This window comes from Pseudomonas sp. P4795 (assembly GCF_048822895.1).
Classification (GTDB): domain Bacteria; phylum Pseudomonadota; class Gammaproteobacteria; order Pseudomonadales; family Pseudomonadaceae; genus Aquipseudomonas.
Window position 1 is genome coordinate 1 of sequence record NZ_JBMFBT010000018.1, and the last position, 25,608, is coordinate 25,608.

Consider the following 25,608-nt stretch of genomic DNA (forward strand, 5'->3'; position numbering starts at 1 on the left):
TATGCGGTCATTCGCCACAACGCCTATGATCGAGTAAACGTCTCAATCAAAGCGTTTTTTCAAAGTGGACGGGATCGAATCCATCCTTCGAACGACGTTCGACTTCCACATAACCCCGTCGTGGATAAATTGACAGATTGTCGGTCATCTTCACATTCGTGTAGAGGTGAACGCTGCTAAGGCCCAAGCGCACCGCCTGGCCCGTGAGACCGGCATGATCATCCTCAACTCCATCGCCGAAGTGCCGAGACAGTGGACTCCCTGCGCTACTACGCCGACCAAGCGCGCAGCTTTACATCGCCACTGACTAGTCAATTGCATCCTGCAGGCGAACCATTTGCTTTGGACTTGGCCAGCACGTCCAATTGCGCTAGGTACAATGGGGGGCTCAGCCCCGCTCCGAACTTTTATTTTTGGACATCAGCGAATACAGATTTTCGAATCTCCTCCCTCGCTTCATCTGCGCCCCCCCCAACGACCAACCTTCCTCCACTTGCCCGGATCTAAAGTCTTGTAGTTTTCGAAATAGTGTTGAATCTGGGCGAGCAACAGTACGGGAAGGTCCTGCCATTCCTTAACGTTGCTGTAAATAGGGCTAAGGCTGTCGTGAGGTACCGCGATTACTTTGGCTCCAGGACCCGTTTCTCCCTTTGTGTGCATTACCCCAACCGGACGACTGCGAATTACAACGCCAGAGGAGACTGGAAAAGGGCAGATCACCAGTACGTCTAGAGGGGCGCCATCTTTATTCAAAGTATTTGGAATAAATCCATAATAGGCCGGAAAAAGAGTCGAGATACTGAGAAAACGATCAACGAAAGTTTTCCCAGTTAGCTCATCCACCTTGTAATTGACTGGTGAATTGTTCGCGGGGGTCTCGATCACTGTAAAAAAATCGTCGGGGATGTCGTTACCTGCTGAAATGTCTTTATAATTCATCTTAGTACCTCAACGACTTCAAAAGACTACTCGCTAATTCCATTCAGTTTGCAATACTCTTCCCAGTCCATTTCAACCATTTCTGCCACTTCTCGATGAAACTCCAGCGTCAGGTGTTTCAGTTCTTCGGAGGACTCTGAAATCATGAAAAGTGTTAGTTCCCATACTTCAATCCCCAAGCGCGTCGCCTCTTGCTCAAAGGCGGACTCAATGCATAGTTTTCTTTCGACCTGATTTAGCCCTTTGACGTCGTCATTGAGTGATGAATTGCCGTTGAAAAACTTCGAGAGCGCTAATTCTCTTCGTAAGTCATCCGAGTTCATCAGCTTCTCCAGCAATGGGATCCGTCTCGGTATTTTTGCTTGGTAATACATGAACATTGTCCATGACTAGGCAATCCCAGTGTCAGCGAACCAGCTGCGAACCGTTTCGAGAAAAAACAAATGCATTGTGTCCCACCAACGTTTCCACCTAGCGCCGGCGTCTCCATCTTCAAGGGTAATTAATGGTCGACTCCCCAACTTTTGGCCGTCATCGTACAGTTCTAGCCTTCCGACGATGGTACCAGCGGCAATAGGGGCCTCCAGCGGTCCAAAAATCTCAAAGCGCGTCTCTAATTTTCGATTTGTATTTTTGGGGAGGGTGAGAGTCAGATCATCCAGCAATCCCAGCGCAATCGACCGCTGCTTACCTTTCCAGAGCTCCGACTCAGTGAGTTTCTCCCCGCCTTTTTCGTAGGTTTTGGTGTCGTAGAAGCGAAATCCGTAGCCCATTAACTTTTCCGTTTCTGCTGTGCGCTTATATGCGCTGCTTGCGCCAAGGATCACGCTAATCAAGCGGCGCCCGGCTCGGTGCGACGAAGCCACCATGCAATACCCGGCCGCTTCGGTATGGCCGGTTTTCAATCCATCGAAATTGGGGTCGCGCCATAAAAGGAGGTTTCGATTAGCCTGTCGAATACCGTTCCAGGTGAAGTGTTTCTTGGCATAAATGACTGCCACCGCCAATGTGGCTATGTCGCGTGCGGATGAATAATGCTCTGGCTCAGGCAGCCCGGTGGCATTCATGAAGTGTGTATTGCTCATTCCTAAGGTAGTACCGGTCGCATTCATCATCCCGACGAAGGTACCTTCGCTTCCAGCTACATGTTCAGCAAGCGCAACGCTTGCATCATTACCGGAGACGACGATCACACCGTTCAGCAAATCATGAACCGAGATTGAGCTACCAGGGTCAAGAAACATTCTCGAGCCACCCGTACGCCAAGCGTTTTCGCTGACCGTAGCTGTGTCATTTTCTTTCATGCGTCCGGCCTTGATCTCACGTGTGGTGACAAATGCGGTCATCATTTTTGTCAGGCTGGCTGGAGGTAGACGCATGTCGCTATTGTGACTGGTAATCACGCTACCCGTTGCCGCGTCAATTAGTATCCAGGCTTTAGCCCCGAGCTTTGGTGCCGCAGGGATCATTGCCCCTTGAGTGGTCGTTTCAGCCCGAGCATGGTTAACACAGGCAAGAGGCGTTGTTGCGCAAAGCACGGTCAACACAAGCCGGAACAACAAATATTTCACAAGCAGGAAGCCTTGATTTAGCAGAAAGTACTGAAAACCTAGTCCACCGCTCTGAGGCGCTCAAATTAAACTCAATTAACTTAAATTTAATGTTCGGCCTGTGAGGAATACCAAAATCAGTCGGAGACCATCGGGCAGTGAATCAAGACACGGGTACCGCGGTGTGTAGCCGCAGGTTGAATATCCAGCGAGTAGCCGTGCAATTTGATGATGGCAGCGACCAACGATAATCCAAGACCATGCCCGGGCTGCATTCTGCTTGCATCCCCTCGATAGAGTCGACGAATGACATGTGTACGGTCCGTCTCGGGTATGCCGGTACCATCGTCGGCGACTTCAATGAGAACCGTTGAATCCTTGATCCTTCCTTGCAGTTTGATATGCCCACCCTCTGGCGTAAATTTGATCGCGTTATCGAGCAAGTTGACCAGGGCCTCAAACAGCAACGAAGCGTCGCCATACAGTTGGGGTAGGTCATTGGTGATTTCCAGAGAAAGCGTCTGAGAGCGATCGAGTGCCAAGGGTTCGTAAAATTCATGTGCTTGTTGTAACAACGCCATGATTTGGAAAGGTGCAAATGCTGAACGGCGGCGAACGTCCTCGAGTTCGGCAACACGAAGCAATCCCTGGAAACGCACCATGATCGATTCGCTTTCCTCAAGAGCCTGATTTAATGTTTGCTCGTGTTCACTGTCCAAAGGCAGTTGCTGGAGCTGATAAAGCCGCGCACGCAGCCTTGTCAGTGGCGTACGCAGATCATGGGCGACACCATCGCAGACGCTTTTGACCTCATGCATCAGTTGCTCGATATGGTCGAGCATCGTATTGACGGCGTTCGCCAGCATATCCAACTCGTCGCGACGGGCTGATAAGGGTAAGCGTTCCGACAAATTGCCTGAAACGATACTTTCCGTACAAAGCTGCAGACGTTTGACACGGCGCAGCGGCAGGCGCCGTAATAAATACCAGCCAATCAATCCGGGGATGAGTGTTAATGAAAATCCCCACATCAATGCTTGCTCAATAATTCCCCCGACGGCTGAAATCGAGCCACCGTCCCGGGCCAAAATAAGAATGTGCCCATCGCGGCGCCGAGTCAAAAGGGCATAGCTGCTTCTGGTTTCTTCATCGGGTAATGCAATACTCAATCCGCGCTCAAGGTAATGGACCTTCCCATCATCGGGCAAACTGGAACGCAGTTTGAGTAGGTCTCCCGCAATGTGCTGGCCATCGGCTGTGAATAATCCATACGCATCGATTCCGGGCGTTGAATAGGCTTCACTGGCAGCCAGTTCTTTTGCCAGTTTTTTATCATCGACTTTTTGATAGTAATGCGCACGCTGCAATAATGTTCGCTCTGCAACGGTTCCCAGGTAGTGGGAGATTTGCCAGTACAATACCCCGGTAAAGAGTGCTCCCCAAACCACAAAAAATATGGCGTAGAACCCGATCAATCGACTACCGGAAGAGCTCCATTCCTCAGTCTTTGGCAGCAAGGACATAGCCAGCCCCACGTATCGTATGGATGACGGGAGAGTCTTTATCGCCTTCAAGCTTTTTGCGCAGTCGGCCGATGTGAACATCTATGATGTTCGTTCCCGGATCGAAGTGATAACCCCAGACCTCTTCGAAAAGCATGGTGCGCGTGACCAGTTGGCCTGCACTGCGCATCAGGTAATTGAGCAATTTGAACTCGGTCGGAAGCAGCAGGATGTGCTCGTCGTTTCGAGTCAATTTGTGCTCAACCAGATCCAGTCGTAGATTTCCACAACTGAGATGTGGATGGCTAGAGTCGACACCGGTGCGCCGAAGCAGCGCGTCTAGACGCGCAAGCATCTCGATGGGCGAAAATGGTTTGGTCAAATAGTCATCGCCGCCCGCTCGAAGCCCCTTAACACGCTCATCTACGTCTGAAAGTGCACTGATCATCAGGACCGGTGTCTGGATACCAAGGCCTCTTAAAGTACTGACAATCGTTAGCCCATCAAAATCGGGGAGCATCCGATCCAGAGTAATGGCGTCGTAGCCTCCAGTAATCGCCAAGGCCAGTCCGTCTCGTCCGGTTTCGGCCCATTTGGAGCTGAAACCGTTGCGTTGGAGCGCGGCCATGATGACTTCCGCCGTCACCTCGTCATCCTCTATAACCAACGCGTAACTCATAACTTCCTCCTTATGAATCTGTTTTCATTCTCCCTACGTTTTGCCTAATGCCGATACGGCTTACCCTAATGGTCAACGCTGCCGCCGAAAATTAAATATTTCTTAACCCACCTTAACCTTGATGCCCTCCAAAGCACGGATATATTTGCCATATCGGATGCTCACACGTATCAAGAGGCGGAAAAATGTGACCCCTTATTTGGCTTTCTTTTTGCTGGTGTTCGGCGTGGTGTGTACCTATGCGAATTGGACTTCTGAGTAAAGCAAACCGGCGTAGCTGTAGCGGATCATATGTGCTGATCGGCAACGAGCGGAGCGCACAGCGCAGACTTGCCCCGCTTCCCTGATCGAGCGAAACATAATCGCTAGTGTTCGGATACGCCCCTAAAATCTTGGATTGGGAGGTTGGTATTCGACGCAGGTAATGCCACCTTTGATTTTCCAGCGAGCATTCTGAGAGGAGGCATCCCTTCGCCATGGGCAATCGGTATCAATGTGTGGTTTCCGCTCTTGGAGAACCCTATGACTCGGCAAGCAGAGTTTTTGGCAAAAGCGTTGGAAATACATCATGAGTACGAACAGGCGACAGCGACCATCCACGCCATGATGAGAAAAAACATTACCGTGGGTCCTGAGTGGGATGCTGCTGTCGCGAGGCAGCTGGCAGCGCTTGATTCCTGGATGGAGTTACCTCGTGGTTACGGCGATCTTCGAACTGACAACTGATTCAATCGTTTGCTTGCAGTACTAGCGCATTTTAAAACTCTCGTTGGATCGAAAGTCTCTTCTTATCTCGACCTATCTTTGTAGGTGACTATCACTTTTAGCCTGCCTCGCATGTCCACATCTGCACCGATGGTTGGCTATAAGTCGGTGCTCCAATCCACTTAGTCATGGTGTGGCATTGGTCGTCAAAACAAAGCTGATAATCGCCAGCCTCAGGCGTTCGTCCCAGATTCAGTGGCTGCATAGGTGGCAATGATCGCCGGTAGTGCCAACTGCCGCTTTCCAGTCGCAGCATCTTGTGGAATCTCCATCCCCGCGCCATTGCCGCGTACGCGAGCTTCTTCCAGTACCAGGCCCTGCTCTGTGACGCGGTAGTCCTCCTCCCAGCGAATCTTTTCAATGGTGTGATTCCACGCCAGTGTGAAGTGCGAAATCGACAGTTGAGCCCACACGGCACCGGTGAGGCCCAGACATAATCCGATCATGCGTTGGCGATCCCTGCCTGACGGGACCGCCAAACGTGTTGAAGTATCATCAATGCCCCAAGAGCGAAGCCCAGCTCATCAGTCAGTGGCAGCGCCACAACAAGTAAGGCGCCTGCGCCCACGCACAACAAACGTTCCCAAATAGGCATCTTGCGTTGAAGGTAGCCGGTGGACGCCATCCCCCAGAGCCCAACAGCCAACGTCGTCTTGATCAACATGTAGGCGGTCATCCACAGATTATCGCCTTGCAGCATCAGCGCCGGGTTGTAGACCGCCATGAACGGAATGACAAAACCCGCCAATGCGATTCGAACTGCCCACAGGCTGATCTTGAATCCACTCTCCTTGGCGATCGGTGCCGCCGCAAAGCAAGCGAGAGCGACTGGGGGGGTGAGATCGGCGAGGATGCCGAAATAGAACACGAACATGTGCGACACGATCAGAGGCACACCCAGCTCCAGCAAGGCAGGGGCTGCGATGGAGCTGGTGATGATGTAATTGGGAATGGTCGGGATGCCCATGCCCAGCACCAGGCAAGTGATCATCGTCAGGATCAGCGAAAGCAGCAGGTTGTCCCGGCCTATAGCCAAAATGTAACCCGCAAAGGTGGAGGCCACGCCGGTCAGTGACACCACACCGATAATGATGCCCACCAGTGCGCAGGCAATCCCTACCGGTACCGCATGGCGCGCGCCTTCGACTAGCGCGTGCAGGCAGATGGTCAATGTTTCGTGACCGCCCTTGATGAACCAGCAGGCGACCACCAGTACGCCGATGACCGCAAAGATCACACCGATCCCGAGCTGAAAAAAACCGGTACACAAGATGCCGAGCGCTATCCAAAAGGTGCAGCGTAGGCCGAAACTTTGCACCCTGAGAATAATCGCTGATCCTAGAATCACGATGGCCGTCAGTGCCAGACCGACCATGCCGGAGAACAGAGGCGTGCGCCCCGAGAACAGTAAGTAGACCAGTACCAACAGTGGGATCAGTAGGTACCAGTTCTCCTTGACCGCACCCAACGCACTGGGGCATTGGTCCTTGGATAGGCCTTTGAGATTCGAACGCTTGGCCTCCAGATGAACCATCCAGAACACCGAACCGAAGTAAAGGATGGCGGGAATCAACGCCGCTTTGGCGATCTCCACGAACGGTACGTTGATGGTTTCGGCCATGATGAAGGCAACGGCCCCCATCACCGGCGGCATCAATTGGCTGCCCATGCTGGAGGTGGCTTCCACCCCGCCGGCAAACGCAGCTCGGTAGCCAAAGCGTTTCATGAGTGGGATGGTGAATTGCCCCGTTGTAACGACGTTGGCAATCCCGGAGCCGGTAATGGTACCCATCAACGCCGATGAGGCGACCGCAACTTTGGCTGGCCCGCCCAATTTGTGACCGAACAGGCCCATGGCGAAATCGGTGAACAGCTTGATCATGCCGGCTTGTTCAAGAAACGCGCCGAATAGAATGAAAAGAAAAATGTAGGTAGCCGATACATAGGTTGGTGTGCCGTATAGCCCTTCGGTACCAAATGACAATTGGTTGATGATCTGATCGAAGCCATATCCGCGGTGGGCCAAGTCGCCAGGCAGATATTCGCCAAACAAGCCATAAGCCAGAAATAGACCGCAAATGATTGGCAGTGCAATGCCCATCACTCGCCGTGCAGCTTCGAACACCAGTGCAATCAGCAAAAGACCCAGCACGGTGTCTGCCAGTGTCAGATCGCCAGACCGCTGTATCAGATCAGCCTCGAATACCCACTGATACAAGGCCGTGGAGATGGCCGCTAAACTGAGCAACCAGGCCAGAGGTTGCCAGGGACGCTTCCTGCCGTACGCCGGGTAGCTCAGAAATACTACCCACAGTAGGAAGCCCACGTGTACCGAGCGCAGAACCTGGCTTGAGATCGGCGAGAACGCAGCGGTGAAAATCTGAAAAATCGAGAACAGCAATGCCACGAAAAATAGTGCTTTTGGCCAGTCTCGCGGATTCGCGGAGATGCCGTGATGATCTTCACTCATGTGCTGCCTGCCTCATGACTGCATGGAAGGTGGGCGAACAGTCGACGCAGTGATAATCCTGGCCGACACGCCTGGCGCATTACAGCGCGCCTTTTTCCTTGTAATAACGTTCGGCGCCCGGATGGAGCGCAATTGGCAGGTTTTTGGCGGCAGATTCCAGCTTGATGTCCTTGGCCGCCGAATGCGAGTTACCCAAGCGTGTAAGGTTTTCGAACAGCAACTTGGTCATCTGGTAAGCCACTTCATCTGGCACATCAGTACGGGTGACCAGGATATTGGTGATCGCCACCGTTGGCACCGCATCAGGTTGCCCGTCATAGGTATTGGCGGGAATCATTGCACCTTGATAGGCCGGGTTGCCGATTTTTGCGACCACGTCTGTTGGGATTGAGACATAGTTCAGCGGCATTACAGAGGACAGGTCACGAATTGCCGCCATGCCCAGTCCGGAAGATTGCAGTGTGGCGTCCAATTGTCGATTCTTGATCAGCTCGACCGATTCGGCAAATGGCAGGTATTGCACTTTACCCATATCTTCGTAAGTCAGACCCGCGGCTTTGAAAATCGCCCGCGCGTTGAGCTCTGTGCCAGATTTCGGTGCTCCGACCGAGATGGTTTTGCCTTTGAGGTCGGCTAGCGTCTTGATGCCCGATTCCTTGCTGGCCACGATTTGAATGTAGTTAGGATAAGCACCGGCAATCGCGCGCAACTTGGTCAGTGGAGCGTTGAATCCTGCATCTGCAACACCGTTTTTTGCGTCGGCCACTGAGTCCCCCAGCGCCAACGCCAGTTCCCCTCGACCGGCCTGCAACAGGTTCAAGTTCTCCACTGAGGCTTTGGTGGCTTGCACCGACGTTTTCACCCCTGGAATGCCGTCGCTGTAGATCTGCGACAGACCGACACCGATCGGGTAGTAAACCCCGCTGGTCCCCCCAGTCAGTATATTGATGAACACTGGCGCGGCATGCGTAGTGGTGGTGATTGCCAAGGTTGCGGCGGCGACCAGGAGGGCAAAGCGGCTTTTTACTCGCATGGGAAACTCTCCGTCTTGTTATGGCTTTATGCAGAGTGTTCCAACTGTAGTCGATAGTTACGCAGAAGTGGCGAACGGGCAGTCAATCTCTGGTCGGGGGTATCGGCTATCGATATGTGGGGTTTCGGGTGAATTGTTTGTAATCATTTGCCCGGTTCCGGTTGGAGCGCATAACTAATCCGGTTAGTCTTGACTCACTTCGGTGACGAAATTTTCAACTGGAATCCGCTCGAGTGATCAAACCGCTACTTTTGATACGCCATCGCTTTGCCTCGATCCGGTGGCGTACGCGGGTGACGCTTTGGGCAGCCGCTACGATTGCGGGCCTGTTGGTGGTGATGTTCGCCCGCCTGGCCGACTTTGCTCTCACGCAGTTTGCCCAACAGACTGCTGAGCGGCCATGGGTGCCCTTTGTTTACACACCGCTGATTGGCATGCTGGTGGTGTGGATGACTACTCGTTTTTTTGTGGGCTCACAGGGCAGTGGGATCCCTCAAGTGATCGCCGCCACCCGCCTGGCTCACCAAGGGAAGCCAGTCGATAAACTGGTGTCGCTGCGCATCGCCTTCGCCAAGATTGGCCTAGGCACTTTGGCACTGACCGGAGGCTTTTCGGCAGGGCGCGAAGGCCCTTCGGTTCAAGTCGCCGCCTCGATCATGCATTTCTTTCACCGCTATTTACCCAATGCGCGAATCATTCGCAGCGAAGACCTCATCCTCGCCGGCGGCGCTGCGGGCATTGCCGCAGCGTTCAACACTCCGCTGGCCGGCGTTGCCTTTGCGGTCGAAGAATTAGGCCGCAAGTTGGAAACCCGCACCAGTGGGGTCTTGCTCAGCACGATCATATTGTCAGGGATGGTCGCGATTGCTTTGCAGGGTAACTACAACTATTTCGGTCATTTTGATGTTCAAGACATTCATCTCGACATCATTGCCCCGGTGCTGGTCACCGGTATTGGCTGCGGTCTCCTGGGTGGGTTGTTCAGCCGGATGTTGTTGTGGCCCCAGCGACATCATCGATTTGTTGTCTGGGAATGGCGACGTATGCACCCCGTCTGGTTCGCTGGCGCTTGCGGATTGATCGTGGCCATTCTCGGCTGGCTCAGCGCAGGGACGTCATTTGGCAGCGGTTACGGTATTACCTCCCAGGTCATCGTGTCCGATGTCAGCCTGCCTTGGCACGCACCGGTCACGCGTTTTCTGGCGACCGTGGTGACTTACTTTTCCGGGATTCCCGGTGGCATTTTTGCCCCGTCTCTGGCGGTAGGCGCTGCGGTTGGGGCAAATGCCGCCGAACTTTTCGGCCTGGCTGCTCAGCCGATCATTGCCCTGTGCATGGCTGGGTTCCTGGCTGCGGTCACGCAGTCGCCCATCACGTCCGCAATCATCGTGATGGAGATGATCGACAGCCACGGGATGGTGATCAGTCTCATGGCTGTCGCGCTCATTGCCAAAGCGGTCAGTGCAAGGATGGGGCCCGAGTTGTATCAGCAGTTGGCCCGCGGGTTTCTGCAGGCCCCGGAGAGTGGTGCAACTTCGCGAAAATCTGGGTGACCTAGCGCATCAGTTGTCGTGCCGTTGCGCCGAGTATCTGTTTGTCCTCCTCCAATGTCAGTGCAAGGTTCGCTCGCTTGAGCAGTAAATCGGCATGCCTGGTACATGCACCGCCGAACATATCAGGGTGTATGTGCGCGAGACTGACAAGGGCCTTTATCAAGCGAAGGTCCACTTCGATCAAGCCTGCGCCGTCTCGAGCTATGGGCGCGAAAAAGTCATCGAAAAGGTCATCGACCATCAGGCTGCGCAAGTAAACCTGCTCGCAATCATCGATTTTTGCCGCAGGCTCTTGGGGTATGCTCCAACAGGTTAGGCTTCTGACCCCGCGCCCAATGACGTCGATTGCCGTTCCAGGGTCGTTAACTGCTGGCGATAATGCGCGTGAGGCAATCTCGGAAAGCACCGAGAGCCCGAACCGTGGATCATGCTCAAACGTCCGACGAACACCGATGGTTAGCGCAGCGAGGATTTTTTCACTGCTGACGTGCAAAGCGTCTGCGTGCTCCTTGTTCAAACTCACGGTTCGAGCGATCGGCATGTCCAGATGTACAAAGCTCCCCGGAAGGACGTCTAGGAAAATCTGTATTTCGCAGGTTTTGGCGATGGCTCCCAATGCGTGTACATCAATGTGCTGGACGTACCCGGTTTGATGACTTGAGATTATTTGCGCCTCGGGTGGAATCATCCACTCGGATGGATAGGCAGCACCGCCCAAATGAGGCCATTGGATTCTATGTTTGATGGCGTTGATTGTTGCCTGTTCGACACGATCAATGGTTTCACCCACCCGGCCGAGCTTGGACAGGTGATCGATCCAGCGCAAAAGCGTGTAAACAATCAGAATCACGACGGCAATGGTCACCGCAAATAGCAGAACCCTTCCTTGCGTGCCGTAAGCTCCGGTACTCAAAGCGATTATACCTACCAGGCTGAACAGAAATGATCCGATGAAGGTGGCGAGTGCATTTTGAGTCGTGGTGTCCTCCATCACCAGCGTGGTGGCACGAGGCGTTACGCCACTGCTGGCTGCACCGTATGCAGTCACCATAGTACTCAGCGAAAAAGTGGTCACTGCGAGCATGCTCGAGGCGATGATGCCCAAGATTTTGTCGACGGCGTCGGCGCCGATTCGGGTGGGCAATGATTCGGGAATGTAGTCCTTGAAGGCAGCAGCGAGTAACGCAGTTGCAATTCCCAGCAAAGAAAACAGACTCGCTCTGAACCACAACCGTTTGGTCAGTTGGTGTAGCACCCAGCGCCAACGAGCGATCATTTTTAATATCCTTGTTAGTGACGTGATCGGTCAGTCGTCACGGATTTGCGTCAGCAAAGAGGACGAGGTGGTTACCCTTGGTGGAGTATTCCTGGCAGGCGAAGTTTCACTCAGTAGTTCAGCTTGGTCATTTACATCGTGCTTGTTAGCTCCTTATCATCCGGCTGGGTGCGTTGCTGCATACGGCACAGCGCAGGTTAAGCTCAAACGTTGGTCGGGCCGCCAGCGGAGAGTAAATGTGTCTGATAAAAACTCGGCGTCCTCCTTTATTCCCCGTCCTCAGGTTTTGACCGCTCGCGCACTGGCCGCAATAGAACGGTTTTCACATATCGAAGCGGTTAGCGGCATTGTCTTGCTACTCGCTGCGATGGTTGCACTTATCTGGGCCAACAGCCCGCTTGCTGATTCTTATGAACACTTTTGGAACACCCAACTCACCTTAGGTTTAGGCGAGTTTACGGTCTCGTGTTCGCTGCATTTTTTGGTCAATGATGGGCTGATGGCTATTTTCTTCCTCGTTGTCGGAGCCGAGATACGCCAGGAAATCAATGACGGCGCGCTTGCGAATCTCAAGCTGGCGACGTTACCTCTTGGCGCAGCGTTAGGTGGCGTCATGATGCCGGCGATTATTTACATGGCGTTCAACCAGGGTACCGAAGCCAGTACCGGGTGGGCTGTACCAACCGCCACCGACATTGCGTTTGCTGTCGGGGTTCTCGCACTGTTAGGAAAGTCGATTCCGGGTGGTATTCGCGTGCTGCTGCTGGCCCTCGCCATCATCGACGACATTGTCGCCATCTTGATCATTGCCGTTTTTTATACCGCGAGCCTGGATTACCTGGGGTTAGTGGTTGCGATGAGCGGATTGGCTCTGGTGTTGCTTTTTCAGAGAATGGGCATTGGCAAGGCCTATGCGTACATACTGCCTGGCGCCATTGTATGGTTTGGTCTCCTGAAAACCGGCGTTCATCCCACACTGGCGGGCGTAATTCTCGGGCTGATGACGCCGGTAAACTCCAAGCCCGCAACGGAGCGACCGCTGGATACAATCGGGCGAACTTTCCATGAGCTGATGGATCGTTTCTCCCATTCCTCCAACAGTCCGCAGGAGGTCGCCAAGCCGCTGAAGCAACTTCAGCAAGCACAGAGAGAAATATTGCCTCCGGTGCAGCGGGTTCAGGTAGGACTGCACCCATGGGTAGCGTTTGGTGTCATGCCGCTCTTCGCTTTGGCCAATGCGGGTGTAGGCCTTGAAGGCATCAATCTGGACGATGATGTCTCGCGGAATATCTTCATTGGTGTGATATCAGCGCTTGTGCTCGGCAAGCCGCTCGGAATCGTTCTTGCGAGCGTCGCCCTCGTCAAGCTCAACGTCTGCAAGCTGCCTGAGGGTGTGACATGGAGTGGTATCGGACTGGTGGGTTTGTTGGCCGGTATCGGATTTACGATGTCCATCTTTATTTCATCGTTGGCGTTTTCTGATCCTGCGTTCCTTTCTTCGGCAAAACTCAGTGTTCTTGCGGCTTCAGCAGTGGCTGCAATCACCGGATTGATCTGGGGGAAAATAAAGTTCTGACCGTTTACTCTCGGATCAACGTCCGATTGTGCGGACATCAACGGCGCACTGGCTGACTAGCCAGTGCGCCGTGTTGATTTACAGTTCGCTCAATTTCTTACTCATTCCCCGGTAGCCCAAGAAACAAGTTTACCGGCTACTAATTGGGACGGTGATGCTCTTCCCGAATGCCGAACTAATAGTCACCGTCGGATTAGACGACGGACCACTGCCGGTGGTCGTCACCGATACCCGCCAACGCGCCCCGGTGCCGATCGGCGTGAGGATCGCGTTGCCGAGGTTGAGCGGGCCCGCGGTGGTGGTCGCGGTGACCGTCAGTGTGTTACCGGTGCCGCGTGATGTGGTCCCGGCCAAGTCCCAGGTGTAACGGCTATTACTGCGGGACGTGACGGAGGCGCTTGTGACCACCAGGTCTTCGTTGACCGCCGCTCCTGTGACCGCCACGGAGACCGTTGCCGGTTCCGAGACCGCATTCTTGGCGTCGCTGGCCTGATAGGTGAAGTTCGCGGTGAACGGCGCCGTGACGGTGGCCGGTGGCGTGTAGATCACGCGTACTCCGTCAGTGCTGGCGGTGCCCTGACCGGAGTCCGGCTGGGCCAGGCCCACCACTTTGAGCGGCACGTTGCCGTCCGGGTCGCTGTCATTGGCCAGGACGTTGACGCTCACCGGCTCGCCATTGCTGCTGGCGGCACTGTCGGCGTTGGCAATCGGTTTCTTGTTCTGGCCTTCGTCATCGTCATCATCACCGTTGCCATCGCCATTACGGAAGGTCGGCAGTGCGGCGGAGTTGACGTAGGTGACACCGTCCCAACCGGGCAGCGGCGTTGGCATCAACTGAAACTGACCTGGATGCTCGATATCCCAACGGAGCAACATCGAAGTGTCCTCGTGCTGAGTGTTGTGGCAGTGCTCCATGTAGGTCCCGGCGAACTCGCGGAAGTGGATCGCCATTTCCACATCGACCGAACTGTCGATGCCTTCGCCGATGCGATACACGTCCTTGCGTGCCCATTTTTCCCATTCCGGTGGCGCCTTGCCGTCGCGACTGAGGACAATGCCTTCTTCGAAGTGCACGTGCACCGGGTGGTTCCAGCCATTACCGCCGTTCTTGATTTTCCACACTTCTAGCGTACCGTCGCCGACGTAGCCGCCATCGGTCGGGCCGTTGGCCAGTTGCGGGGCCGCGTTGAGCCGGCGAGGGTCCATGCTGTAGCCGAAACCGCCGTCGGTCTTGATCGTCCACGGTGCTTCGTCAGTGCCGTCGGAGCGACCGAAAATGAACTCGCGATGCCGCGCCAGTTTGAGCTTGGCCTGGACCTGCGGATCGTCACGATTGAGGGTCAGCGGAATCATGGTTTTGCCGGCGGCTTTACCCGGTTTGGCGGGTTCGTAGTCGGCGGGGTTCATGCTGACATCCGTGCCCGTGTAGGGCTGTACGATCATTTGCATGAACTTGCCCACCACCGGGTCGCCTTTGTCCCACTCCGGACCTTTGCTGCCTTGCTTGATCACCGCTTTGTACTTCTCGGACAGCACGTCAGCCAGGCTCAGCCCGTTCTTCTCCGGACCCTTGCCGGTCTTGTGTTCCATCAGGTTGACGAAGTACAGCTTGTCGCCAGTCTTGATCCCGTTTTTGGCGAAGTTGACGATGATGTCGAAGCGCTCAGCAATGCCTTGGGTCGGCAGGATCGCGTTGTGGTTCTGCTTATCACCGTCGCCGTCCAGGTCCATGCTGCCGTCGAACGGTACGGCGTGTTCCATGATGTTGCCGTCGTTGCCGATTAGGTGGAACGGCACGCGGGTGTAAGACACGTTCGAGCCGGCCGGCCCTGGAAATTCGCCCCCGTTGCCGGCGACTTCACGCACCAGCGCAATCCTGAAGTAGCGCGACACCGAGCCGTTGAGAATGCGGAAACGATAGCTGCGCGCCCGTACTTTCAAGCGTGGCTCGTACTGCCAGTTGACCAGCATCTGGTCGCCAAGAAAGCCGTCGGTATTGAACGGGTTGAACCATAGCTGACCGTTCTGATCCCAGGCCTTGTCGGCCAATACCAGGTTCACGTCGTAGTCACGGTTACCCCAGGGCAGCGCCGAACCGCTGGGCAGGCGCAGGTTGACGCCGTCTTCCAGCGCTTCATTGCCGCGATCCAGCGCGCTGTAGTAGTTCATCATCACCGCGTTGCCCTTGTAGACGTTCTGTGCGGTGAAATCGAGCATGTGGTCGTGGAACCAGTGGGTGCTCATGGTTTCGCGCCAGTCGCCGCGGATCCTGATGGTGCCGTTGTCACAGGTTTTCAGGCCGGGATTGGCGTCGTTGACGAACAACTTCTCGCCGGGCGCGCAAGGGAAAGCCGCGCGCGGGTCGTGGGCGTCGGTGTTGATGGTGTCGTAGCCGGCCAGTTGCAGCGGCCAGCGATAGTCGTAGTACTGCCCCGGAAAGAAGAAGGCGTTGGTGTAGCCGTCGCTTTCGGCCGGGGAGTGGCCGTTGTGTTCGTGGGTGCTGATGGTGTGCAGGCCGAAGCCCATGTTGGCGGCCGGGTCGATCGGCAGGGCGTTGTAGTGACGCATCAGCACCGGTTGGCCGTAACGCACCATAAGCAATTTGGGCGGAAAGGTGCCGTCGAAGGTCCACAGTGCATTGTGATTCTGAACTGGCATGCTGGGGTGGAACCGTGTGTCGATGCCTTTGGTCGTGCCCGTCGTGGTCGGGATATCCGAGGTCTGGTAGTAGAGCCCGCCGGGACCGAACTCACCGACTGCATAGTTGTGCAGTTGCCGGCGGTCACGCATGCCGCCATTGAGCTTGGCTCCCGCTTGTACGGTTTTGAAGGCGACCTGCGGGTAGAACTCGTTCCAGCGTTGATGCGACCAGCCTTTTCCCGGTGGCCGGCCCTCGGCCGGCGAACCCACCGGATGGCGGTTGAGGAAGCTTTCGATCTGCGCCTTCCACGGATTGCGGTCCAGCACGTTGGAGAACTGCGAGGGAAACGGGTACAGCCCGGGCTGGCGCATGAAGGCTTCTAATGCCGAACTCGAAGGGCCGCTGCGGGCGACACTGTTCGGGTCTTGCTGCGGCAATGGGCCGACGGTGGGTACCGGGAATGTCAGTGGTGGTGCAGGCAGGGTCGGGTCGAGTTTTTCCGTGCCGAATTCTTCGAACAGCAGCAGTTGCTGGGTGTAAGGCTGGGCGCCGAACAACGGGCTGGGCTTGCCGTTGGTGGGGAAATTGAACGAAGTCTGTGCGCTGGGCGGCAGTACGTTCTCGGCGCGCGGTGTGTTTCGGTCGCCGTATACGCCGTTGGGATAGGCGATTGAGCCCTGATTGGCTTCGGGCAGGCCTTTCAAGGCTTCCAACGCGGCTGCAGCTGCCACCGGATCGGCGGGCAGAGGGTAATAGGCCGAGGGGTCTGTCGGTGGCGGCTCACTGACATCGTCGAGCGGTACGGCGTTGGCCGTGGCTAGGGTCACGAGCATCGTGGAGGTCAGGCCTGCCCTGCGTAAACAGCTCATTGAGTGGATCTGTGGTGTAGCACGTTTCATTTTATTCCCCTCGCGTCATGCCAAATCGGCGAAACCTGCCATCCCCGTTCAGGAACGGCAGCTGCTGCGGTAGTGGGGGAAGTGCAACTGTTGGGCCATCATCTGGCCGGGAAGAAAAAGTGCTAATGAATTAGTGAGTTGTATCAGAATATTTCTGGGCGCTTACAGAAAGTGATGGGCATATTCCTCTGAATTGGTGGGTCTTCCCCGACCAATTGGGGGTAGTACCCCATTTTTGGAAAAAATGATCGGTCTACAAAGCCATCGTGGAAATCTGCTTGAAATTCGTCCCAATACGCGCCCTCCCTAGACCTGCAAGCGCAATAGGGGCTGGGATTTATTTGCGTGATGAATTAGCGGTTTTTATGTCCGCTCATCGCAGTGGTGCAGCGACAGCCAGCTGTAATAGCATTTTTTATAGATGGATTGCTTTGCAAAACGTGCTTTGGCAATATCGGCGACCTGTGTTCCTCATTCAGTTCTCCATCCCTCTCATTTGGGAACTGTGCAGTAGGGGAGTACAGGTAAGCCCGGCCCTGTGCCGGGTTTTTTATTCGTAGGAAACATTACTCAATTACGTTGCAGATACTCTCCACTCGTTGGCTATGAGTTGGATGGTCGGTAGCGTTCTGAAGGCCTGATTGAAAGGCTTCGCAGCTTAAATCTGGCAGGCTATTTCTATGTCCATCGCGGCAATGCGGCTTATTGGTTTCATCCTCGGTGTGTTTTTGATCACGCTGGCTGTCAGCATGGCCATTCCTATGGTTGCGCTCGTGGCCTACGGGTACAGCGATGACCTTCCTGCGTTTCTTTGGTCGAGTTTGATCACTTTCCTCGGTGGCCTTCTGTTGGTCGTGCGAGGACGTCCAGATACCGTGGTGCTTCGTCCAAGGGATATGTACCTGTTGACTACGGGCAGTTGGGTTGTGGTGTGTACCTTCGCAGCTTTGCCAATGGTGTTCATCAGCCACATCAGTTATACCGATGCTTTCTTTGAAACCATGTCCGGCATCACAACTACTGGCTCTACCGTTTTGAGTGGTTTGGATACCGCGTCACCGGGATTGTTGATCTGGCGTTCGATGCTGCACTGGCTGGGTGGTATCGGCTTCATCGGCATGGCGGTGGCAATCCTTCCACTGTTGCGAGTGGGTGGCATGCGTCTTTTCCAGACAGAGTCCTCAGACTGGTCGGAGAAAGTGACGCCACGCTCCCACGTGGCAGCAAAGTACATCCTCTTTCTCTATCTAGGGCTCACTGGCGCCGGAGCACTGGCACTCTGGATCGCCGGGATGACACCGTTTGAAGCGGTCAACCACGCAATGTCATTGATCTCTACTGGGGGATTCTCAACTTCGGACGCTTCACTTGGGCATTGGACGCAGCCAGCGATTCACTGGGTAGCTGTGGTAATCATGATTCTGGGTAGCCTGCCCTTTACTTTGTACGTCGCAACATTGCGCGGCCATCGGCGTGCGCTACTGAAGGATCACCAGGTACGCGGATTTCTTGGATTCTTGATTGTCACCTGGCTGGCTGTGGGTACATGGCTATGCTTTCACAGCGAATACGCTTGGTGGGATGCATTTCGTATTGTGGCGGTCAACGTGACTTCGGTTGTCACGACCACTGGAGTTGCGGTTGGCGATTACACGTTATGGGGCAGTTTTGCCGTTCTGTTGTTCTTCTATCTGACCTTCGTCGGCGGATGCTCAGGCTCCACGGCTGGTAGCCTTAAAATTTTCCGCTTCCAGGTTGCTGCCGCCCTACTCGTGAGTAGTTTGAAACAACTGATCCATCCTCGCGCGGTGATTCAGAAGAAGTACAACGGTCATCCCATTGATGAGGAAATCTTGCGCTCGCTTCTGACCTTTTCATTTTTCTTCAGCATCACCATTGCCATTATCGCCTTGGGGTTGGCGTTGATCGGGCTAGATTGGACGACGGCGCTCAGTGGGGCCGCTACAGCAGTGTGCAATGTTGGCCCTGGACTGGGAACAATCATTGGACCGGCAGGCAATTTTGCTTCGTTACCGGATGCGGCGAAGTGGTTGCTGACGGTTGGCATGCTCCTCGGAAGGCTGGAAATACTGACAGTGCTGGTGATCGTAACTCCGGTCTTTTGGAGGTACTGATCCATTTTTTTAGCAGCCAAGAGTACGTTTACCAGGCCGTCGTCGCCCGGCTTCGCAAAAGCATCTGTGTCAATGTACCGTTTGCCTTAAGGCAAGATATTGTTTTGTGCGGACCCGGATCCTGCAATTGTCCAGATGGTTTGCCTTGATACATTGATTATTGCTTGGCAAACTGGATCGCGACCAAAGGATTTGGTTCCCCTTCGACAAAAAGCCCGCCAAGTGTGGGCTTTTTGTCGTCTGGCTATCCGTTAAAACCGTGGCAATTGCCTTCATAAATGGGAGGCTAAGGTGGAAAGTCAACTCATGCCCAGCCAGTTTGGCAGCACAAGGGAGATCCAGGGTACGTAGGTGATCAGGATCAAGAACAATAGCAGGATCATCAGCCAAGGCATGGCGGCCCTTATGGTGGCTGGCAATGTCATACCGGTCACCGCCGAGGTGACGAACAGGTTCAGGCCCACCGGCGGCGTGATCAGGCCGATCTCAAGATTAACCACCATGATGATACCCAGGTGAATTGGGTCGATACCCAGTTTGATTGCAATGGGAAAGAGGATCGGCGCCAGAATCAGAATGATGGCCGACGGTTCCATAAAGGCGCCCGCAATCAGTAGCACGATGTTCACCACCAGCAGAAACATGACGGGCGTCAGGCCAGCCTCGATCACCCAGGCGGTAATCTGTTGCGGAAGCTGCTCGGTGGTCAGCACATGGGCGAAGAGCATGGCGTTGGCGATGATGAACATCAGCATGATGCTCAACTTGGCAGAGTCCAGCAGGACTTTCGGGGTTTCACGAAACGTCAGGTCCTTGTAGACGAACAAGGCGATGAAGGCCGAGTAAACCGCCGCCACAGCCGCCGCCTCGGTCGGGGTAAACATTCCGGAGTAGATGCCACCCAGGATGATCAGCATCAGCAACAGGCCCCAAATCGCCTTGCGTGCGGTGCCGAGTAGTTCACGCAATGTCGCGCGGGGCAGCGCGGGCAGGTTTTTCTTAACGGCGACAATATAGATCGCCACCATCAGCGCTGTACCCAACAACAAACCTGGCACCACACCCGCCATGAACAGCTTGCCGACGGAGGTTTCGGTCGCAGCGGCATAGACCACCATCACGATCGAGGGAGGAATCAGGATGCCTAGGGTCCCGGCATTGCAGATGATCCCTGCGCCAAAGGCCTGCGGATAACCGGAGCGCACCATACCGGCAATGGCAATTGAACCCACGGCGGCCACAGTCGCCGGACTGGAGCCGGAAAGAGCGGCGAATAGCATGCAGGCCAACACCGCCGCAATAGCCAGACCGCCGCGAACATGGCCGACACAGGCATTGGCAAAATCGATCAGCCGACGGGCAACGCCACCGGTGGTCATGAATGCACCGGCGAGCAGGAAAAACGGAATGGCCAGCAGCGTGTAATGTTCCGAAGTCTCGAATAGCTTAATCGCCAGGGAGCGCACGGAATCGGGACTGAAAAAAATGATGGTCAAGGAACCGGCCAGTCCCAGGGAAATGGCGATGGGAACGCCGATGAACATCAGGACGAACAGGGCCACGAAAAGGAAAGCAATGGTCATGGCTTTTCGTCCTCGTGTTCGGCCAATCTCAAGGCATCGGCGGCTTCATCAGCCAGCCCCAAACCGGTTTGACGGTTCTGAAGGATGCGCACGAGAATCTCAGCGAAGCGAATGAAGACTAGGGCAAAACCCAAAGGGACGATCAATCCGATGTGCCATTGCATGATGCCAAAGTGGCCAAGATCCTCGGCACCGATGCCTGCATTCCTCAGGGTCTGAATCCATTCGAAGCTGGCAACGCTGAGTAATCCTGCATAGATCAGGCAGCACAGACAGGCCACGATACCTATGTACTTCTGTACCGATCTGCTGGTCAGTCGGACGAGCGCGTCAACGCCGATATGCCCGGCCGTGCGCACGCCGTAGGCCAGTCCGAAAAAGATTAGCCAGCCAAACAGAGCTTTGGTCAGCGCGGTGCTCCAGGTCATCGCTTGGGCCATGCCCATGATCCCGTCGCCCATTGCGAATAACGGGGTGCTCGCCCCCCCCCAATGATCGCCCAACCAGTAGAAAAAACTGTAGAGGTTGTTGAGGATCACGTAAACGAACGTGACCAGCGTCATGGCGGCAAGAAGGAAGACTATAAAACCCTCCTCGAAGTGTTCCCAGATACGCCGAAGAGCTTTCATGGATGGCATCTCCTATCGAGTAATGACCGGCAGGTGCCGCCGCGACAGCACCTGCCTTGCGATCATTGAGCCTTGTTGGCGGCTTCGGCGGCAGAGATCAGTTCAGGACCAATATCGCTCTCAAACTTCTTCCATACCGGTTTCATCGCTTCTCGCCATTGCTCGCGTTCCTCCGGTGTCAGGGTGATGATTTCAGTGGTCTTGGCCGCGAGAATGCGCTGCTTGTCACCCTCATTGAGTTGTTCCGCTTCCTTGTTCACCTGAGCTGTGACTTCAACGACAACTTTGTCCAGCTCGCTGCGAACATCCGGCGGCAACCCGTTCCAGAACTTGGTGTTGGTGATCAGCATATAATCCAGCACACCATGGTTGGATTCAGTGATGTACTTCTGCACTTCATGCATCTTCTGGCTGTAAATGTTCGAGTAGGGATTCTCCGCACCGTTGACCACACCGGTCTGCAGTCCCTGATAAACCTCTGCAAAACTCATCTTACGTGGATTGGCGCGCACAGCCTTGAACTGCTCCTCAAGCACGGCAGACGCCTGCACCCGGAACTTCAGGCCACGGGCATCGGCAGGGACGCGCAGTGGCTTGTTGGCCGACAGTTGCTTCATGCCGTTGTGCCAATAGGCTAGGCCGGTGATGTTTTTACTCTCCATGGACTTGAGCAGCCCTTGGCCCTGCGGACTCAACTGGAAGCGGTTGACCGCGGCGATATCGTCAAACAGGAAGGGCAGATCGAACAACTGGACAGACTTCGTGTACTGCTCAAACTTTGCGAGCGAGGGGGCAATCAACTGCACATCTCCCAACAACAGGGCTTCCATCTCCTTGCCGTCACCAAACAGGGATGAGTTGGGATAGACCTCGACCTTGACCTTGACCTTGCCGGGCAGGCGCTCCTCGACCAACTTCTTAAACAGCAAGGCGCCTTGGCCCTTGGGCGTTTGCTCGGCGACCACATGTGAGAACTTGATAATTATTGGGTCGGCGGCCATGGCTGTGCTCAGCGTACTGAAGACAAGGGTATAGGCGAGTGCTTTGCATATTGACTTGAACATCGGTGGGGTTCCTCTTGTTTTAGCTTTTCGTGCGTTTCAATGCATGGAAGCTTCGCACGGCGGACAAGAGGCAAGTCTAGGCGGAAACTAGATGAGGAGGATGGTTCTGTATCCCAACTCCGGCCGGGAACCTGAATCGTCCCTATTTTCGTAGACGCCGAAAGACCAGTGCATCGCACGTACTGAAGCTCTCAGAGAGGCGTGCAGGGGCTATGTGAGTGATCGTCTCAAATGAGAGCAATTGTTATTTATGCTTTTATAGCGATCAGACAAGCCCCTATCGCACACTGTTGAACGGCGCGGCTGGTTTTTCCAAATCTCGCTGCTGCTACAATAGCCGCTGCCCGCTCGCACCTTTAGTACCACGATGCAGGATGACAGTCCTTGGTGTGAGCGGACTCCAGCTTATATTTCCAGCCATGAAACCAAGTCACTCGTGCAAGTGGTCGAAAATTCTGGCGGGCGATGGAGTTGGCGGTGGAAAGCGGCCAGTTACATACACGGGTAAGCTCGCCTCAGGGCCATGAGAGTTAGAATACCTTCGTCCTCCGGTAATTGATCAGGATGCGTCCTTAGGTACTTGACCACTATTTTAGCGGCTTGAGCGTTACTGATGCCTGAGGATGGAAGGCAGGTCTGATGCCCTCTTGGAAGGTTGGTATTGGAGAACCAGATGAGGCTGCGGACTCCTTGCATCATGCCGAGGCAGAATCCCGTACCAAGTTCATCACCGATCAGCTTCGTTTCATCGAATCGGATAGCGCTCAGGCACGTATTAAGGAGTCTATTCCCATCGGCTACCGCTATGCCGCTCGCCAGTGTCCAAGCAAGTGCAACTGCCGCCGCTATCCGTGCCATCATGTTGTCCCCTTTCCCATGGTTGGCTCATGTTCCGATGAGTCTAGTGCACTAGTATCCACCCGCTGTCATGGTCGCTAGCCCATACCTTTGTGGCGAGGTAGCAAAGCAGACCTCCGAGCAGGAGGTAGTTACGCCATTTGTAATGGGATATGGATTTCTTCAGGTAGGTGAGGCCTGTGGCTCTGTGAGATTCAATCTCGGCCTCGGTGTCTGCTCCTAGGGCATGAGCGTTTGCAAACATGATCGCGATTTTGCCTCTATCCTCCAGACCCGAACGCCCCACTTCCAGCAAATACCAGCAAGCTGATCAGCAAAAATGTTTCCTTGTTGAATCGCTCCGGATTTCATAGACACATCTATTTGCTGCTATTCAGCGGTAGCAGTCTAGGGCTGACCGTCCGCTCCTGGCCCAGAGTGTGTAAAAACGCCCTGGTAAACCCTTGCTATGATTTCTGAGAATCTCATTGCAAGGGAAACCCATGAAACGGTTTATCCAGGGTGAACACCGAGGTCAAAGCACCTTACTTCCCGAAAGCCTGGACGACTACGTCAGCGATACCAATCCAGTGCGTGTGGTCGATGTCTTCGTCGATGAACTCGACCTGGCCAAACTGGGTTTCGATGGCGTCATTCCAGCCGAAACCGGCAGACCTGCTTATCACCCCGCGATCCTGCTGAAGATCTATATCTACGGTTACCTAAACCGTATTCAATCGAGCCGACGTCTTGAGCGAGAAGCCCAGCGCAACGTCGAGCTGATGTGGTTAACCGGGCGCTTGATGCCCGACTTCAAGACCATCGCCAACTTCCGAAAAGACAACAGCAAAGCCATTCGCGGTGTCTGCCGCCAGTTCGTTTTGCTCTGCCAGCAGTTGGGGCTGTTTAGCGAAAACCTGGTTGCCATCGACGGCAGTAAATTCAAGGCCGTGAACAACCGCGACCGGAACTTCACCAGCGCCAAACTGAAGCGGCGCATGGAAGAAATCGAGGCGAGCATCAGCCGTTATTTGGCCTCGCTCGATGCGGCTGATCGACAGCTCCCTAGCGCCTCCAAGCCCGACACGGTGAGTTTGGAAGATAAAATCGCCAAGCTCAAAGCACAGATGAAAGAGCTTCAGGGGATTGAGTCTCAGCTCAACGAATCGCCAGATAAACAGGTTTCGCTGACCGACCCGGATGCCCGTTCGATGATGACGCGCGGCAGCGGGATCGTTGGCTACAACGTGCAGACGGCTGTCGATACGCAGCACCATTTAATCGTTGCTCACGAGGTCACCAACAGAGGTTCTGACCGTGACCAACTCAGTTCAATGGCGAAGCAGGCCCGTGAAGCCATCGGCGTAGAAACGTTGTCGGTAGTTGCCGACCGAGGCTACTTCAAAGGCGAAGAAATCCTGGCCTGTCACGACGCAAGCATCACCGCCTACGTGCCGAAGCCGATGACTTCAAGCGCCAAAGCTGATGGCCGATTCAACAAAGATGCCTTCGTGTATAACGCGACGAAAAACGAATACACCTGCCCGGCGGGAGAGGCACTGATCTGGCGATTCTCCAGCGTTGAGAAAGGCTTGTATATGCACTGCTACTGGAGTTCAAAGTGCCAGAGTTGCACGCTGAAAACCCAGTGCACGCCAAGCACAAATCGTCGAGTAAGGCGGTGGGAACATGAAGCTGTGCTGGAGGAAATGCAGCGTCGGTTGAACCAAGCACCAGAGATGATGAAGGTTCGAAAACGGACAGTTGAGCATCCCTTCGGCACGCTCAAGCAATGGATGGGCGCAACACACTTTCTGACCCGAAAGCTGAACGGGGTGAGTGCGGAGATGAGCTTGAATGTGCTCGCCTATAACTTGAAGCGGGTTATGAAAATCATCGGTACAGAAGGCTTGCTGAAGGCGATGGCGGCGTAAAATCCGCAGCTTTTACTGCTCCAGGAGGTGCCAACGTGCTTCATAAACACTCTGACGCGCTATCGGCGCCGATCTTGGCAAATGTTCGGGAAATCGCCTCGCCCAGGAGCGCTGGGCTTAGGCATCCAACATACGGAAAGTGTTTTTACACACTCTGGGCCAATTGCGGACGGTCAGCCCCTTCTTTTTATAGCCTGGTTAGATTTCCAGCAAAAAACGAATATCAGCGGCCATCTGCTTAAACTACTGGTACTTTTCGGGCGGCGCACATGGTGTCGCAATACTATTATGCGCAATAAATTGCGCACCTATTCGAGTTAAATAGCTACCGACTCCGCTCAACTCGTCAAGCAGATCTGCTTCAGCTTTCCGAAGTGATAGCACAACGCCACTGTGCGCAAGAAGTTGCGCAGTACCCCATAATAAAACACCCCCTAAAATCGCTACAGGCCATACCCCGAAAGGCCTGTAGCCAAGTGCGCAAGAAGTTGCGCAGTACTGCGCAACTTCTTGCGCACTTTTAGTTGTTTCACTGATCGAAAA

Annotated in this window: 18 protein-coding genes and 2 pseudogenes; 5 read left to right on the forward strand and 15 right to left on the reverse strand. The window is 54.6% G+C overall.

Translation table 11 applies throughout. The annotated features are described in order from the left end of the window. Positions 1-407: 407 nt before the first annotated feature. From ppa to ACOI8A_RS27755, 5 genes and pseudogenes are all read right to left on the reverse strand, one after another. A pseudogene (ppa, locus tag ACOI8A_RS27735) lies at positions 408-939 on the reverse strand (inorganic diphosphatase). Between the two features lie 26 nt (positions 940-965). Continuing rightward, positions 966-1,313, reverse strand: coding sequence for a DUF6388 family protein (locus ACOI8A_RS27740; RefSeq protein WP_420651577.1), 348 nt, complete (start codon positions 1,311-1,313; stop codon positions 966-968). Between the two features lie 15 nt (positions 1,314-1,328). Then, positions 1,329-2,510, reverse strand: coding sequence for a D-alanyl-D-alanine carboxypeptidase family protein (locus ACOI8A_RS27745; RefSeq protein WP_420651576.1), 1,182 nt, complete (start codon positions 2,508-2,510; stop codon positions 1,329-1,331). A gap of 116 nt (positions 2,511-2,626) precedes the next feature. Then, complete coding sequence (locus tag ACOI8A_RS27750) at positions 2,627-4,012, reverse strand: sensor histidine kinase (RefSeq protein WP_420651575.1); 1,386 nt, start codon at positions 4,010-4,012, stop codon at positions 2,627-2,629. After that, positions 3,990-4,670, reverse strand: a complete 681-nt coding sequence (locus ACOI8A_RS27755) for a response regulator transcription factor (RefSeq protein ID WP_420651574.1) — start codon at positions 4,668-4,670, stop codon at positions 3,990-3,992. Before ACOI8A_RS27755 ends, ACOI8A_RS27750 begins: the two co-directional genes overlap by 23 nt. A 522-nt stretch (positions 4,671-5,192) precedes the next feature. Between ACOI8A_RS27755 and ACOI8A_RS27760 the strand changes: the two genes are divergently transcribed. Further along, complete coding sequence (locus tag ACOI8A_RS27760) at positions 5,193-5,396, forward strand: hypothetical protein (RefSeq protein WP_420651573.1); 204 nt, start codon at positions 5,193-5,195, stop codon at positions 5,394-5,396. Positions 5,397-5,493: 97 nt separating this feature from the next. Here the strand turns inward: ACOI8A_RS27760 and ACOI8A_RS27765 are convergent. From ACOI8A_RS27765 to ACOI8A_RS27775, 3 genes and pseudogenes are all read right to left on the reverse strand, one after another. After that, positions 5,494-5,881: pseudogene (locus tag ACOI8A_RS27765) on the reverse strand (DUF1850 domain-containing protein). Continuing rightward, positions 5,878-7,905: a TRAP transporter permease gene (locus ACOI8A_RS27770; protein ID WP_420651572.1), complete on the reverse strand. Its 2,028-nt coding sequence runs from the start codon at positions 7,903-7,905 to the stop codon at positions 5,878-5,880. The pseudogene ACOI8A_RS27765 and the gene ACOI8A_RS27770 overlap by 4 nt, the downstream one beginning before the upstream one ends. 79 nt (positions 7,906-7,984) lie before the next feature. Further along, positions 7,985-8,938 (reverse strand): TAXI family TRAP transporter solute-binding subunit, encoded by a 954-nt coding sequence (locus ACOI8A_RS27775; RefSeq protein ID WP_420651571.1) that lies wholly within the window; start codon positions 8,936-8,938, stop codon positions 7,985-7,987. Between the two features lie 233 nt (positions 8,939-9,171). Between ACOI8A_RS27775 and ACOI8A_RS27780 the strand changes: the two genes are divergently transcribed. Beyond that, a complete protein-coding gene (locus ACOI8A_RS27780) occupies positions 9,172-10,491 on the forward strand; it encodes a chloride channel protein (protein WP_420651570.1) in 1,320 nt (439 codons plus the stop codon). A gap of 1 nt (position 10,492) precedes the next feature. Here the strand turns inward: ACOI8A_RS27780 and ACOI8A_RS27785 are convergent, their stop codons facing one another. Next, positions 10,493-11,767, reverse strand: a complete 1,275-nt coding sequence (locus ACOI8A_RS27785; protein WP_420651569.1) for a DUF2254 domain-containing protein — start codon at positions 11,765-11,767, stop codon at positions 10,493-10,495. Between the two features lie 238 nt (positions 11,768-12,005). On the opposite strand from ACOI8A_RS27785, the gene nhaA reads away from it, so the two are divergent. Beyond that, the gene (gene nhaA, locus ACOI8A_RS27790) at positions 12,006-13,343 is read left to right on the forward strand and encodes a Na+/H+ antiporter NhaA (RefSeq protein ID WP_420651568.1); all 1,338 of its coding nucleotides are present in this window, start codon (positions 12,006-12,008) and stop codon (positions 13,341-13,343) included. A gap of 129 nt (positions 13,344-13,472) precedes the next feature. On the opposite strand, the gene ACOI8A_RS27795 is transcribed toward nhaA, so the two are convergent. Further along, positions 13,473-16,853: an Ig-like domain-containing protein gene (locus ACOI8A_RS27795; protein WP_420657956.1), complete on the reverse strand. Its 3,381-nt coding sequence runs from the start codon at positions 16,851-16,853 to the stop codon at positions 13,473-13,475. Between the two features lie 710 nt (positions 16,854-17,563). Between ACOI8A_RS27795 and ACOI8A_RS27800 the strand changes: the two genes are divergently transcribed. Beyond that, the gene (locus tag ACOI8A_RS27800; protein ID WP_420651567.1) at positions 17,564-19,018 is read left to right on the forward strand and encodes a TrkH family potassium uptake protein; all 1,455 of its coding nucleotides are present in this window, start codon (positions 17,564-17,566) and stop codon (positions 19,016-19,018) included. A 299-nt stretch (positions 19,019-19,317) separates the two neighbouring features. On the opposite strand, the gene dctM is transcribed toward ACOI8A_RS27800, so the two are convergent. From dctM to ACOI8A_RS27820, 4 genes are all read right to left on the reverse strand, one after another. Then, positions 19,318-20,601 carry a C4-dicarboxylate TRAP transporter large permease protein DctM gene (dctM, locus tag ACOI8A_RS27805; RefSeq protein WP_420651566.1) on the reverse strand — a complete coding sequence of 428 codons (1,284 nt, stop codon included), beginning with the start codon at positions 20,599-20,601 and terminating at the stop codon, positions 19,318-19,320. Then, positions 20,598-21,230 carry a TRAP transporter small permease gene (locus ACOI8A_RS27810; protein ID WP_420651565.1) on the reverse strand — a complete coding sequence of 211 codons (633 nt, stop codon included), beginning with the start codon at positions 21,228-21,230 and terminating at the stop codon, positions 20,598-20,600. The genes dctM and ACOI8A_RS27810 overlap by 4 nt, the downstream gene beginning before the upstream one ends. A gap of 62 nt (positions 21,231-21,292) precedes the next feature. Next, positions 21,293-22,294, reverse strand: a complete 1,002-nt coding sequence (locus ACOI8A_RS27815; RefSeq protein WP_420651564.1) for a TRAP transporter substrate-binding protein — start codon at positions 22,292-22,294, stop codon at positions 21,293-21,295. 492 nt (positions 22,295-22,786) lie between these two features. Beyond that, on the reverse strand, positions 22,787-23,155 hold the full coding sequence (locus ACOI8A_RS27820; RefSeq protein WP_420657952.1) for a Rap1a/Tai family immunity protein: 369 nt from the start codon (positions 23,153-23,155) through the stop codon (positions 22,787-22,789). Between the two features lie 479 nt (positions 23,156-23,634). Here ACOI8A_RS27820 and ACOI8A_RS27825 point away from each other — a divergent pair, with 479 nt between their 5' ends. Continuing rightward, positions 23,635-25,065 carry an IS1182 family transposase gene (locus tag ACOI8A_RS27825; protein WP_149660417.1) on the forward strand — a complete coding sequence of 477 codons (1,431 nt, stop codon included), beginning with the start codon at positions 23,635-23,637 and terminating at the stop codon, positions 25,063-25,065. Positions 25,066-25,308: 243 nt separating this feature from the next. Here ACOI8A_RS27825 and ACOI8A_RS27830 read toward each other — a convergent pair. After that, on the reverse strand, positions 25,309-25,608 hold a 300-nt coding region (locus ACOI8A_RS27830; RefSeq protein WP_420657954.1), incomplete at its 5' end, for a hypothetical protein.

Bases quoted from the DNA above. Each gene is read 5' to 3' on its own strand.
- ACOI8A_RS27785 (WP_420651569.1), bottom strand. From the start codon at position 11,767: ATGATCGCTCGTTGGCGCTGGGTGCTACACCAACTGACCAAACGGTTG.
- ACOI8A_RS27770 (WP_420651572.1), bottom strand. From the start codon at position 7,905: ATGAGTGAAGATCATCACGGCATCTCCGCGAATCCGCGAGACTGGCCA.
- ACOI8A_RS27760 (WP_420651573.1), top strand. From the start codon at position 5,193: ATGACTCGGCAAGCAGAGTTTTTGGCAAAAGCGTTGGAAATACATCAT.
- ACOI8A_RS27750 (WP_420651575.1), bottom strand. From the start codon at position 4,012: ATGTCCTTGCTGCCAAAGACTGAGGAATGGAGCTCTTCCGGTAGTCGA.
- ACOI8A_RS27775 (WP_420651571.1), bottom strand. From the start codon at position 8,938: ATGCGAGTAAAAAGCCGCTTTGCCCTCCTGGTCGCCGCCGCAACCTTG.
- ACOI8A_RS27820 (WP_420657952.1), bottom strand. From the start codon at position 23,155: ATGATGGCACGGATAGCGGCGGCAGTTGCACTTGCTTGGACACTGGCG.
- dctM (WP_420651566.1), bottom strand. From the start codon at position 20,601: ATGACCATTGCTTTCCTTTTCGTGGCCCTGTTCGTCCTGATGTTCATC.
- ACOI8A_RS27800 (WP_420651567.1), top strand. From the start codon at position 17,564: ATGTCCATCGCGGCAATGCGGCTTATTGGTTTCATCCTCGGTGTGTTT.
- ACOI8A_RS27825 (WP_149660417.1), top strand. From the start codon at position 23,635: ATGAAACGGTTTATCCAGGGTGAACACCGAGGTCAAAGCACCTTACTT.
- ACOI8A_RS27815 (WP_420651564.1), bottom strand. From the start codon at position 22,294: ATGTTCAAGTCAATATGCAAAGCACTCGCCTATACCCTTGTCTTCAGT.
- ACOI8A_RS27810 (WP_420651565.1), bottom strand. From the start codon at position 21,230: ATGAAAGCTCTTCGGCGTATCTGGGAACACTTCGAGGAGGGTTTTATA.
- ACOI8A_RS27795 (WP_420657956.1), bottom strand. From the start codon at position 16,853: ATGAGCTGTTTACGCAGGGCAGGCCTGACCTCCACGATGCTCGTGACC.
- ACOI8A_RS27740 (WP_420651577.1), bottom strand. From the start codon at position 1,313: ATGTATTACCAAGCAAAAATACCGAGACGGATCCCATTGCTGGAGAAG.
- ACOI8A_RS27755 (WP_420651574.1), bottom strand. From the start codon at position 4,670: ATGAGTTACGCGTTGGTTATAGAGGATGACGAGGTGACGGCGGAAGTC.